At 59.9% G+C, this 11121-nt stretch carries 13 protein-coding genes and 2 rRNA genes; 5 read left to right on the top strand and 10 right to left on the bottom strand.

Going from position 1 to position 11121, the window contains the following annotated elements; genetic code table 11:
- From Q3Y53_RS09415 to Q3Y53_RS09400, 4 genes are all read left to right on the top strand, one after another.
- Positions 1-427 (top strand): 23S ribosomal RNA (locus Q3Y53_RS09415); the annotation flags it as partial.
- A gap of 109 nt (positions 428-536) precedes the next feature.
- Positions 537-653, top strand: a 5S ribosomal RNA gene (gene rrf / locus Q3Y53_RS09410).
- Positions 654-783: 130 nt separating this feature from the next.
- The gene (locus Q3Y53_RS09405) at positions 784-1716 is read left to right on the top strand and encodes a YihY/virulence factor BrkB family protein (RefSeq protein WP_303535323.1); all 933 of its coding nucleotides are present in this window, start codon (positions 784-786) and stop codon (positions 1714-1716) included.
- 53 nt (positions 1717-1769) lie between these two features.
- Positions 1770-2120 carry a hypothetical protein gene (locus Q3Y53_RS09400; protein WP_226425047.1) on the top strand — a complete coding sequence of 117 codons (351 nt, stop codon included), beginning with the start codon at positions 1770-1772 and terminating at the stop codon, positions 2118-2120.
- Here the strand turns inward: Q3Y53_RS09400 and Q3Y53_RS09395 are convergent.
- The 8 genes from Q3Y53_RS09395 to Q3Y53_RS09360 form a co-directional block, all read right to left on the bottom strand.
- Positions 2096-2449: a DUF2834 domain-containing protein gene (locus tag Q3Y53_RS09395; protein ID WP_188021195.1), complete on the bottom strand. Its 354-nt coding sequence runs from the start codon at positions 2447-2449 to the stop codon at positions 2096-2098. The two genes, Q3Y53_RS09400 and Q3Y53_RS09395, sit on opposite strands and share 25 nt — an antisense overlap.
- Positions 2442-2711 (bottom strand): exodeoxyribonuclease VII small subunit, encoded by a 270-nt coding sequence (gene xseB, locus Q3Y53_RS09390; protein WP_303535318.1) that lies wholly within the window; start codon positions 2709-2711, stop codon positions 2442-2444. Before xseB ends, Q3Y53_RS09395 begins: the two co-directional genes overlap by 8 nt.
- A complete protein-coding gene (gene xseA, locus Q3Y53_RS09385; RefSeq protein ID WP_303535316.1) occupies positions 2711-3874 on the bottom strand; it encodes an exodeoxyribonuclease VII large subunit in 1164 nt (387 codons plus the stop codon). The genes xseB and xseA overlap by 1 nt, the downstream gene beginning before the upstream one ends.
- A complete protein-coding gene (locus tag Q3Y53_RS09380; protein ID WP_170950480.1) occupies positions 3864-4040 on the bottom strand; it encodes a hypothetical protein in 177 nt (58 codons plus the stop codon). The genes xseA and Q3Y53_RS09380 overlap by 11 nt, the downstream gene beginning before the upstream one ends.
- Before the next feature lie 111 nt (positions 4041-4151).
- Positions 4152-4292: a chlorophyll a/b-binding protein gene (locus Q3Y53_RS09375; RefSeq protein WP_011365253.1), complete on the bottom strand. Its 141-nt coding sequence runs from the start codon at positions 4290-4292 to the stop codon at positions 4152-4154.
- A 92-nt stretch (positions 4293-4384) separates the two neighbouring features.
- On the bottom strand, positions 4385-6889 hold the full coding sequence (gene hrpB / locus Q3Y53_RS09370; RefSeq protein ID WP_303535314.1) for an ATP-dependent helicase HrpB: 2505 nt from the start codon (positions 6887-6889) through the stop codon (positions 4385-4387).
- Positions 6890-7111: 222 nt separating this feature from the next.
- Positions 7112-7495 (bottom strand): hypothetical protein, encoded by a 384-nt coding sequence (locus Q3Y53_RS09365; RefSeq protein WP_226425052.1) that lies wholly within the window; start codon positions 7493-7495, stop codon positions 7112-7114.
- Positions 7496-7528: 33 nt separating this feature from the next.
- Positions 7529-7801 (bottom strand): DUF2973 domain-containing protein, encoded by a 273-nt coding sequence (locus Q3Y53_RS09360; RefSeq protein WP_303535313.1) that lies wholly within the window; start codon positions 7799-7801, stop codon positions 7529-7531.
- A gap of 219 nt (positions 7802-8020) precedes the next feature.
- Here Q3Y53_RS09360 and Q3Y53_RS09355 point away from each other — a divergent pair, with 219 nt between their 5' ends.
- Positions 8021-9076, top strand: a complete 1056-nt coding sequence (locus tag Q3Y53_RS09355; RefSeq protein ID WP_368506442.1) for a trypsin-like peptidase domain-containing protein — start codon at positions 8021-8023, stop codon at positions 9074-9076.
- Between the two features lie 10 nt (positions 9077-9086).
- Here the strand turns inward: Q3Y53_RS09355 and Q3Y53_RS09350 are convergent, their stop codons facing one another.
- Both Q3Y53_RS09350 and Q3Y53_RS09345 read right to left on the bottom strand, forming a co-directional pair.
- Positions 9087-9275: a hypothetical protein gene (locus tag Q3Y53_RS09350; RefSeq protein ID WP_226425054.1), complete on the bottom strand. Its 189-nt coding sequence runs from the start codon at positions 9273-9275 to the stop codon at positions 9087-9089.
- 113 nt (positions 9276-9388) lie between these two features.
- Complete coding sequence (locus tag Q3Y53_RS09345; RefSeq protein ID WP_303535311.1) at positions 9389-11113, bottom strand: ABC-F family ATP-binding cassette domain-containing protein; 1725 nt, start codon at positions 11111-11113, stop codon at positions 9389-9391.
- Between the last annotated feature and the right edge of the window lie 8 nt (positions 11114-11121).

Here is an 11121-nt window from a genome sequence, read left to right as displayed (position 1 = left end):
GCACCGCCTGGTTGATCTCAACGTCGCTTCGACAATCGCCAGGAGATCGAAGCAAGCCAAATCAGCAACACCAGCAGGCTGTTCGCCCATTAAAGCGGTACGCGAGCTGGGTTCAGAACGTCGTGAGACAGTTCGGTCCATATCCGGTGTACGCGTAGGAACATTGAGAGGATTTCTCCCTAGTACGAGAGGACCGGGAGGAACGCACCTCTGGTGTACCAGTTATCGTGCCAACGGTAAACGCTGGGTAGCCATGTGCGGAGTGGATAACCGCTGAAAGCATCTAAGTGGGAAGCCCACCTCAAGATGAGTGTTCCCATGGGGTAACCCAGTAAGGTCACGGGAAGAACACCCGTTGATAGGCTCTACGTGGAAGTCCAGTAATGGATGCAGCGGAGGAGTACTAATAGACCGAGGGCTTGACCAACATTTTGGTTCTTGCCTGAAGACTCATTTCTTTGTTGATTCAGACGTGCAGCGTTAGTTGCAGATCCTATGCAGTTCTCAGGGTTCACCCCTTGAGAATGTTTATCTATCCTGGTGTCCATGGCGGTGTGGTCCCACTCCGATCCATCCCGAACTCGGTTGTGAAACGCATCAGCGGCGACGATATTTGGGGGGTAGCCCCCTGAGAAAATAGCTCGATGCCAGGTAAAACATTCTCTTAATAGGTTGATGATGCGCTGATTGCTGAAGCAGTCACCATCACCACCTGCGAAGAAGCCACCTCATCTTGAGGTGGCTTTTTTGTTGTAAGGTTTTAGTAGTCTTTTGCGCCAATCTGTGCCAAGACGTTCGCTTCTTCGACGCTTAAGTGGGCAGATATGGCAGGCCTGCCAGCGTTGGAATAACGCTGAATGTGTTGATTTAAGTGCTGCGTTTGCTTATTTCGTTCTTCAGTCGTTCTTCCCGCTGCTTTTAATCGCGTTGTCTGTCGCTGCACGGGTGTTTGGCAAAACGGACAGTGTGGATAATGTGCTGGCCTCCGTGACGCAGGTCTTGCCGCCATCAGCAATCAGTCTGGTTGATTCAACTTTGCGTGGCTTGGTCGATCAAGGCTTCGGGGCTGGAATTCTCGGCGTTGTTGTTTTACTCCTCACAGCTAGTAATGCCTATTTAACGCTCCAGCGTGGAGCTGATCGGTTGTGGTCCGAGATTCTGCCGGAGCCATTAATTGGTTTGTCTTGGTGGCAACAAGTTGTGCAGTTTTGTAGAACGCGTATTGAGGCTTTTCTGACTGTTTTTGCGATATCTGTTTTGATTGTTTTTCAACAGTTGGTGCTTAGCGTAGGGCAGCTTCCAGAAGAGATTCTTGGCATTTTGGATGGGGTTGTTCCTGGTTTGATGGGATTTGTGCGCTCCAGTCCAATTCTTCCCCTCGGGCGGATTCTTGTGCCCGCCTTGATCTTGTCCTTGATGGCCTGGCTGCTTCAGGTGGTGTTGCCCAGTCGTCGTGTTCCCTCGATCCCTCTCATTCCGGGCTCCTTGTTGATTGGATTTGGTCTGGCTTTTCTTAATAAAATTTTGAGTTTGAGTATTGTTTCCCTCGGCAATCGCTATCAGGCCTATGGCGTAATTGGCAGTGTTTTGGTTTTGACGCTTTGGGTCTGGTTGGTGGGTGTAATTCTTTATTTTGGCCAGTGTTTAAGTGTGGAATTGGTTGCAGTTCGTCTTGCCAAACCTCGGCTCGGGGAACCGAACAGTGTGACGTCTTGAACTTTGATTCAATTCTGCGAAGCTGATTCAACGGACCCTCTCCGTTGAAGCCAATGAATCGACCACCAGCAGTGTTGTGGATTGCAGTTGTTTTGCTGCTGCTGGTGCCAACCGCTGCCGGTCGTCTCTTGCTTGATCTCGCCGGTGGTGTGCTGCTGGCTCTAATCGCGCTTCCTTTGATCCTCTCGGGGCTGGGCTGGATTGGTTGGAAGCTTTTGCAGTCCAGGATGATCAGCTGTACCGCCTGCGGTGCCACCGGACTGAAGGGGGCTGGAGTTTGTGCAGTCTGTGGAACGCCCTATCCCAGTGCAGGAGACAATCCCGCCAGTGCTGCAGTCCCGTCTACTCCCGCCAGTGATCTCACCATTGACGTGGTCGCTCACGACGTGGATTCCGATTCTTGAGCCTGCAGCTGTCGTTCCCGCAGGAATAAGAAAAACGGAGCAGCACAGGCAAAGGCCACGCCAAAACTTAAGGGGATGGCCAGCCACCAGCCTTTGATCTTTTGACGTGGGCCTTCCACACAGATCCATAGCGTGACGGCACTGGCTCCCACCAGCAGGTCAGCGCTCAAGGAGCGTGAGGCGGCTGTGCTGTTGGCATCGGCGATAAATCGCGCCAAATCAAAGGCCTGTCCACCCCCTTCAGCGATGAACTCCAGGTTGGCTTTCCAGGGAAGGATCGCTCCCAACACAGCCAGAAGCAGATAGATCCAAGGCAGGGCTTTACGCATCGTTTGTGGCTTTGAGGGTTGTGGGATCGAGTTCGATAATCGACTGTTCGACGCTGTCGAGCAGCTTCTGGCAACGGTTCAGATAAACCTCGCCGTGGAGAACTTTTTGCTGCAAGTCCGCCAAGGCAACATTGTCGTTCTGCAGCTCAGCAAGCAGTAGATCAAGAGCCTGCATGGCTTCTTCGTAGCTCAGGCCTTCGGCATCCTTTCGCCACGCTTCGATGCGATCACGGTGCTCTTTGTTGACTTGGCGCTTGCTCATCAGGAGGTGGTGTTTGGTTCACTGCGCTGGATCTGATCGACCCGGGCCTCAAGGCTTCCGTCGCTCATTCGAATGTTGAGCTGATCACCGATCTTGACGGATTCCAGGCCTGAGATGGACTCGCCGGCTTCGTTGCTGATCAGGGCTAAGCCGCGTTTCAGCCAGCGTTCCGGTGAAAGCGCCTTGAGCAGTTGGTGCTTTTGGGCAAGCTCCTGGCGTAAGCGCCTGATCTTCTCCAGTGGAGACTGTTGCTGCAGCGCAACGGTTCGATCCTGAAGCCGCTGACGCTCGCGAAGGATCCTTCCCAGCAGTGCGTCTCTCAATCGGCTTTGCCTTTGCACAAGTGCCTGGCGTTCCGCTTCCCGGTCGGGCAGCAGTGCCACGATCGCCGCCGTTGGTGTGGCTGCGCGATGGTCTGCCACCAGGTCGGCGACGGTGAGATCGTCCTCATGGCCCAAGCCTGTTACGACAGGTATGGGGTAGTCCGCCAGGAGGCGGCAAAGGACCTCGTTGTCGAACACTGCCAAGTCTTCTCGGCTGCCACCGCCGCGGGCGAGCACCAAAGCTTGAAGTCCCAGCTCGGTGGAGCGTTCGGCCAAGTTCTTCAGGGTGCTGATGATCGTCGGGGCCACGGACCCCTGCACAGGAATCGGCACCACGATCAGTTGGGTCAGGGGCCAGCGTTCCGCCGCGGTGCGGAGCATGTCGGCCAGGGCGGAACTGGGCACGCTGGTGAGCACTGCGATGGACGAGGGTTGGCTCGGAAGCGGCCTCTGACGGCTGGGGTCGATCACCCCTTGCTGTTCCAGCAGTTGACGCACCCGTTCAAAGTCGCGGAGCACCGTGCCGAGGCTGGGGCGGATGTCCAGCGCCTGAACCGTAAGGCTGGCCCGCGCTGCCCAGAAATTGAGCTTGCCCACAACGGTGACGCCGTCCCCGTCCTTGGGCTGATAGCTCAACTGCGCCAGTTTCGAAGCCCACACCACACCGGAAATACTGGCGGAGCCGTCGGTGAGCGTGAGCCAGAGGTGGCCCTTCTTGAGTTGAGGGCGGGAGACCGTTGCCTCCAGCAAAAAACGCGGCGCAAAGCCGCGTTCCAGCAGGCTTCCGATGGCTGTGTTCAGCTCAGCAACGGAATAGGTCGGAAGACGATCAACGCTCAAGGCGGCTGTAGGCGTAACCCCAGTAAATGCAGACAACGGCCGAGATGCTGGTCAGCAGAACGCCCCAGTGCTGGTGGATTTGGGTGGCACCAATCGTGCAGATCACCAAGGCGCTGCTGAGCAGCCTTGATCCATCACGTCTGTTCTGAACGTATAGCGGTGCCAACGATTGCCTCGGTGGAATCCTTCCCACTGTGCTGCATCAGCGGTGGCTGGTGGAGAGACAACAAAAAACCCCCCGGCAGGCCGAGGGGTCTTGTGAATCCGCGGCGCGGAATCAGCCGAGGCCGATCTGGGACAGGATGCCCTGGCCGGTCAGGAGCTCGGTGCCGAGGCCGATCACGATGCCCAGCATGGCCAGACGACCGTTCCAGGTCTCAGCGAAGTTGACGAAGCCGAAGCGTGCGTTGTCGGACATTGGTGTGAACCAGGTGGTTTCTACAAATGTAACAAAGGTTGGAGTTTTGTTGCATGTGCTAAGGGCTACGCAATTGCTCTTCCGCACATTTTTCAAGGTCGTCCTTCGTCCGACTTGCGTTTGGTCCGGGACGTCGGCAGCGCCTCGCGGGGATCGTCGGGCCAGGGGTGCTTGGGGTAGCGCCCCCGCATCTCCCGGCGCACCTCCTGGTAGCTGCCTTGCCAGAAGCCTTTGAGGTCGCGTGTGCGTTGCAGGGGACGTCCGGCTGGTGAGAGCAGTTCCAGCGTGATGGGGATGCGGCCATTCAGCACGTGGGGGCCGTCGTCAGATCCGAACATCTCCTGCAATTTCACGGCGAGGATGACCTCATCGGCGGTGTAAAGGAGTGCCGCCTGGCGGCCGGAGGGGATCGGGATGCGGCGCGGCAGCAGACCATCCAGTTGTTGCCTGAAGCTCCAGTTCAGATCGCCCCAAAGTGCTTCTTCCAAAACTGTGACGCTGATGTCGTTCCAGCCCAGGCAGCCTTCCAGGCTTGGACCAAGCCAGGTGTCTGCCTGCTCCAGCAGTGTTGTCAGATCGCGATCAGGCCAGGGGGCGCCAACCTTTTGGTGCATCAATGCCAGCCTTTGGCGCAGCTGATGGGAGCTGTCTGTCCATGGCAGGGCATCAAGGCTGGCACTCTTCTTCAGCTGCTCAATCAGCAGAGTTCGGCAGAGCGCTGGGGCTGGCGAAGGCTGTGGCGTGTGGCGCACCACCAACGCCCCCAGTTTCAGCTGGCGTTCGGCGCGGACCCGCTGGCGGTCAGGATCCCAGCTGGCCACGTCCTGCCAGTGGCCGTCCCGCTCAGCGATGCTCTGCAGAGTGCTCTGGCTCAGGGCTACTGCCATCTGGATCCGCGTGTCCCTGCCGCCCATGTCGACCCTGGCAACGGCCAGGGCTGGACTGCCCAGGAGCGGATCCCAGGGCAGCAGCGTGGCTCCGCGGCCCTGACGCAGCTGATAGCGACCGGTCTGGTCTGGACGCTGTTGCGCCAGCCATTCCGGAAAGGCCGCCAGGATCAGATCGCCAGCATTGACGGAAGCGTCTCGCTCCTGGTGTGAGGTGCCAAGTCGTTTCAGTTGACGTCGGAGTTGCTGGCTGAGCGTTCGCAGGGACGGATGGCGCTGGATGTTGTTGAGCCGGGCCTCGAGATCGCTGCCGATTTGGCGGCGATCGAAGGGATCCCGTTCGCTGAGGATTGCCGCCAGATCACACCCCAGCTGTGGGGCGCCCTGTTCATGGGCTTCCAGCAGCAGCATTCCGAGACGGGGGTGAACACCCAGGCCGCCGATCAACCGTCCTCGCTCGCTGATGCGGCCGTCGTGCTCCAGCAGGCCGAGTTGTTGCAGGCCGTGCTGTCCCTCCTGCATGGCTGCTGCGGGGGGAGGGTCCAACCATGGCAACTCTTCTCCTAGCCCAGCTCCCCACTGGGCCAGTTCCATCAGCACCGGCTGGGGATCTGCCAGCAGCAGTTCAGGGGGGTGAAAGGGGGGGCGTCGTTGTTGCTCTGCCGGCGACCAGAGGCGGATGCAGCGGCCCGGACACTGTCGTCCTGCCCGGCCCCGGCGCTGCTCTGCACTGGCCAGGCTGGAGACCACCGTCTCCAGGCCCTCCATGCGGGTGTTGGGGTCATAGCGCAGTTGACGGCTGAGGCCACTGTCAATCACCAGGCGAACTCCATCGATGGTGAGGGAGCTCTCGGCAATGGCGCTGGCCAGGATGATGCTTCCGTCCTGGTTGGGTTCGCAGCGCTGCAGGGCTGAACTCTGCTGCTGCAAGGGCAGTTGACCATGCAGCGCCTGAATCTTCCAGTTCTGCAGGGAAGGGGCGGCCGTCAGGGTCTGCCTGCAGCGTTCAATCTCCGCTAGCCCCGGCAGGAAAACAAGAACACCGCTCCCCTGCGGTTGGTCGAGGGTGTGTTGCTCGATGGCGCGTAACACCTGCTTTGGCAGGGGTTCGTCCGGCCGTGGTGGTTGGTGGTGGGTCTCCACCGGGTAACAGCGGCCCGGGCTTTCCAGCACCGTCGCTTTGGGGAGTCGTTCCCTTAGATCGGATAGATCCAGCGTGGCCGACATCAAGATCACGGCGAGATCGGGATTCAGCAGAGGCCTCGCCTCTCGCAGCAAGGCGAGGGACAGGTCCGCATCACGCCCCCGCTCATGAAATTCATCAAAGATCACGCACCCCACCCCATCCAGCGAGGGGTCGCTCTGCAAGCGCCGCAGGAAGAGGCCGCCAGTGATCACCTCCACCTGGGTGCGCCCGGAACGCTTCTGTTCCCCGCGCACGGCATACCCGATGCGCGCACCGATCTCTTCTCCGAGGCTCGCGGCAAGGCGGGCGGCGGCAGCTTTGGTGGCCAGCCGCCGCGGCTCGATCATCCAGATTTTCTGACGGTCTTTAAGAATGCAATGGCCTTCCGTCAGGGCTCCGATCAGCGCCAGGGGAACCCGTGTGGTCTTGCCCGCCCCAGGCGGTGCCTGGAGCAGAACCGTTTGCCCTGGGCGCACCACAGAACAGATCTGCTCCAACAGGGCATCGATCGGGAACTGGCTCAAAGCGGTGTTGCCGCTCGCTTCACGGGACGAGATTCATCAGACCTAAAAGCATCAGGCTGCTGATGGCGCCGACCGCGGCCAACAGCCGCACAAGCGGGCCGATGGAAACAACAAGGGAGGCCATAAAGACTTTCTTAAAGGCCGAATTGATTCCGGTCTAGCTCCCTTGTCTGTCGCCTCGCTGCATTCATTCGCACGCCTTTACAGAATCCCCGTGCTTGATCAGCGCACGTGACGGGTCCCATCAACGGGGTGGTACTCCTCTCCAGTGAGCTCCTCGAACACGATGGCCGGGAGGCCGGTCTCGAACATGGTCTGCAGCGCTTCCTTGAGATAAGGGTTCCAGCCTCCGGTGCTCACCTGACCGTGGCGGACGGTCCAGTCCCAGGTGCCCTGAAGGTCACGGGGGATCCGGCCTTCCCGGTCACGACGGGCCACCAGATCAAGAGATTCGACAAGGCCCACGGTGATGGGCTCCTTTCCGTAGGCCGGAGTCAGGCTCAATTCCAGGCGAACCGGATCTTCTTTCATCAGCCGAAGCCGAAACCGGGGGGGCAGCTTGATGCCCTTGATGACCGCGGCAACGATGCGTGTTCTCTGATCCACTCAGGCGACCCCTGTCGACTCCAAGCGCCCAATTTATTCAGTGCCGGGTCCAGCGGCCGTCGAGGCTTCGTCATCGTCACCACCAAAGCGAACCGTCAGCAGGGCTTCTTCCGTGATGCGCCCCTCGCTGTCCAGCAGTTCTGGGTGGACGGTGACCTGGCCTGTGCGGTCGCTAGGAGCGTTGCTGGGCACGCTGTTGATCGGACCGCTGGCAGCGCGAAAACCCTTGCTCATCACGCGGAAGGCCTGCCACAACAGGGCCACGAATAGCGCTCCGTAGATGAGGGGAAACAGCGAACCGAGCATGACCCTCCGTCCCAGCTAGACGTCTGCATCCTCACGCTATCGGGACCCCGGTCGCATGTGGTCACAGCTTTGACATGGAACGTGGCTTTTTTAGGATCTGCTCTGCGTAGCGTCGAGGCAGCCGATCGCCCTGAAGCTGTGGTCAACTCCCAGTCCCGCCCGCTAGTCGTCTCCGCTTTGGCGGGGGGATTGCTGGTGGCCGGTGTGTCGGCGCTTCCCTTGACCGTTGCGCCTCAGCAGGCCGAGGCGCGCCCGGCCATCCGTCGTGACTCATTCGTGGCAGCCGCTGTGAAGCGCAGTGGTCCGGCAGTGGTCACCCTGGAGACGGCGCGGACCGTCAATCAGTCCAGTGTTGCGGGTGTGCCGCCGGCCCTGATGCGGGACCCCTTGTTTCGCCACTTCTTCGGCATCCCACGCTCCACAGCCCCGCGCTCCCGGGTGCAGCGCGGCCAAGGCAGTGGGGTGATCTTCGATGCCAAAGGCCTGCTGCTGACCAACGCCCATGTGGTGGAGGGGGCAGATCAACTGACCGTGGGCCTCTCCGATGGCAGGAGGGTGCCCGCCCGAGTGGTGGGAAAAGACAACCTCACCGATCTCGCAGTGGTGCGTCTGGAGGCCCCCGGGCCCTGGCCTGTTGCCGATCTGGGGAATTCCGACCGGCTCAGCGTGGGCGACTGGGCGATTGCCGTGGGCAATCCCTACGGGCTGGAAAGCACGGTGACCCTTGGAATCATCAGCAACCTCAATCGCAATGTTGCCCAGCTGGGAATTTCCGGCAAACGTCTTGATCTGATTCAGACCGACGCGGCGATCAATCCCGGCAACTCGGGCGGGCCACTGCTCAATGCCGACGGTGAAGTGATCGGCATCAACACCTTGGTGCGATCAGGGCCTGGGGCGGGTCTGGGCTTTGCTATCCCGATTAATCGCGCTCGAACGATTGCTCAGCAGCTGGTCTCCAGCGGCAAGGCCCGTCATCCTGTGATCGGCATCCGTCTGTCGCCGGTGCCCCGGCCCACCCCCACATCCCCGGTGCCGCCAGGTGCGGTGATTCGCGGGGTCCAGCCTGGAGGGCCAGCGGACCGCGCCGGGCTCAAGGTGGATGATGTGATCACGCGACTTGATGGTCAGGCTGTCGCTGACCCTGCCGCGGTGGTCAGTTCCATTGAACGTCGCGGTGTCGGTGCCTCGATTGTGCTGGAGGTGAAGCGTGGTCAGGAGCTAGTCACGATTGACGTCAAGCCGGTCGATTTATCGGCCTTGACTCCTGGCTGATGCTGCGGGCTTAGGCGTCGTCGGCGTCCCTCAGTTGTTCAACGCATTGGGTGATGCACTCGCCATCGTCGAGCGAGCAGGTGGTGATGCACTCGAAATAGGTTTCCACCGCGTCCCAGGTCTGTTCATGGGGTGCCGGGCCTGGGGTTGATGACCCGCCAACGGTTTCGATGTTGCCTGGGCCGGAAACCATGTTCATCGGTGCTACGGGTCAGTTTTGTCAGCTTATGCAGATGAAAACTGCAGGTAAAGAGAAATAAGTCTTCCTGCCTAAGGCTGTGTGAAGTTTTCGGTGCTGCGGTCTGATGCCAGTCAGGCCGCCTTTTTGCGCCGGGCATCTCGAGCTTTTTGCTTTTCCTTGTTGGCTTTCCGCTTGGCTTCTCGCTCCACAGCCAGTTCTTTCTCCTTGGCTTCAGCCCTTTCCTCTTCTTTTTTCTCGAGGTAGTAGTTGTAATCCCCTCTGTACATCACCAGTTCGCCCTCTCGCAGTTCGACGATCCGGTTGGCCACGCGGGATATGAAATAGCGGTCGTGAGAGACCAGCAGCGCCGCTCCTTCGTAGGCCATCAAGGCGTCCTCGAGCATCTGCTTGGCCGGGATGTCGAGGTGATTGGTGGGCTCATCCAAGACCAGAAGATTGCAGGGGGTGAGCAGCATTAGCGCCAGTGCAAGACGGGCTTTCTCGCCTCCGCTGAGCTTCCCAACCTCCTTGAACACCGTGTCGTTGCTGAAGCAAAAACTGCCCAGCAGCGAACGAACTTGGGTCTGGGTCCAATCGGGGACCGCTTCGTACATCGTGTCAATCACGGTCTTGGACAGATTCAGGGCTTCGGCCTGGTTCTGTTCGAAGTAGCCCGCAATCACGTTGTGCTCCCCAAGCCTGGCACTGCCTTCATCGGGGGTTTCAACCCCCATCACCAGGCGCAGCAGGGTCGACTTGCCCGCACCATTGGGGCCGACGAAGGCGATGCGGTCACCCCGTTCAACCTCCAGTTCAGCCCCCAGGAACAGGATTTTGTCCCCATAGCTGTGGGTGACGTTGTCGATCAAGGCAACCTGAGCTCCGGAGCGCGGGGCAGGCGGGAACTGAAAACTTGGCCCGGCCACGGATTCGATCGGCGCCTCCACCCGTTCCACCTTGTCCAGTTGCTTCTCTCGGCTTTTGGCTTGGGTGCTGCGGGTAGCGCTGGCACGAAAACGATCGATATAAGCCTGTTGGGTGGCGATGTCTTTCTGCTGGCGTTCGAAGGCCGCCTGCGTGGCCTCCCGTTCCATTTGTTTCTGTTCCAGGTGGGCGGTGTAGTTCCCCAGGTAGCTGCGGGACACCCCCCTCTCCGTGGAGACAATTTGATTGCAGACTCTGTCGAGGAAGGTGCGGTCGTGGCTGATGACGACGAGGGCAGCGCTCTGCTCCAGCAGGTAGTTCTCCAGCCACTGGATGGTCTCGACATCCAGATGGTTGGTCGGTTCGTCCAGCAGCAGCAGATCCGGTTCCTGCAGCAGGATTTTCCCCAGGGCAATTCGCATCTGCCAGCCCCCGGAATAGTCCTTCACCTGCAGCTCAGCGCCCTCCGGAGTGAATCCGATCGTGGGCAGGAGCTTGTCGATGCGGGCATCGAGTTCGTAGCCATGCAGTGCTTCAAAGCGGCTCTGCAGCTGCCCCAGTTGTTGGATCAGCTGGTCTAGATGATCGGGATCTTCAGCAGCGCGTTCCGACCCCATGGCTTCTTCCACCTGCTGTTGTCGGTTCATCACCTCGGCGGCTTCGCCGAAGGCTTGAAACAGTTCCTGGCGCACGGTGCGCTCCAGGTCCACGTCGAATTCCTGTTGGAGGTAGGCGATGCGGGGCTCCCCTTGCCGAACCACCTGGCCGCTGGTGGGCTCTTCGTGCCCGGCAATCAGACGCATCTGGGTGGACTTGCCGGCGCCGTTCACCCCCACCAGGCCGATCCTGTCTCCGGGTTTCACCTCCCAGGTCACGGCCCGGAGCACTTCCCCCGTCGGGTAGATCTTGCTGACGTTTTCGAGTCGCAGCACCGGCGGAA

Origin of the sequence: Synechococcus sp. YX-04-1 (genome assembly GCF_030546365.1) — a bacterium.
Classification (GTDB): Bacteria; Cyanobacteriota; Cyanobacteriia; order PCC-6307; family Cyanobiaceae; genus Parasynechococcus.
This window is presented reverse-complemented; position numbering and strand designations above follow the sequence as displayed.

Coding starts and splice junctions, on each gene's coding strand:
- Q3Y53_RS09375 (WP_011365253.1), bottom strand. CDS start 4,292: ATGTCCGACAACGCACGCTTCGGCTTCGTCAACTTCGCTGAGACCTGG.
- Q3Y53_RS09350 (WP_226425054.1), bottom strand. CDS start 9,275: ATGAACATGGTTTCCGGCCCAGGCAACATCGAAACCGTTGGCGGGTCA.
- Q3Y53_RS09360 (WP_303535313.1), bottom strand. CDS start 7,801: ATGCTCGGTTCGCTGTTTCCCCTCATCTACGGAGCGCTATTCGTGGCC.
- Q3Y53_RS09395 (WP_188021195.1), bottom strand. CDS start 2,449: ATGCGTAAAGCCCTGCCTTGGATCTATCTGCTTCTGGCTGTGTTGGGA.
- Q3Y53_RS09400 (WP_226425047.1), top strand. CDS start 1,770: ATGAATCGACCACCAGCAGTGTTGTGGATTGCAGTTGTTTTGCTGCTG.
- xseB (WP_303535318.1), bottom strand. CDS start 2,711: ATGAGCAAGCGCCAAGTCAACAAAGAGCACCGTGATCGCATCGAAGCG.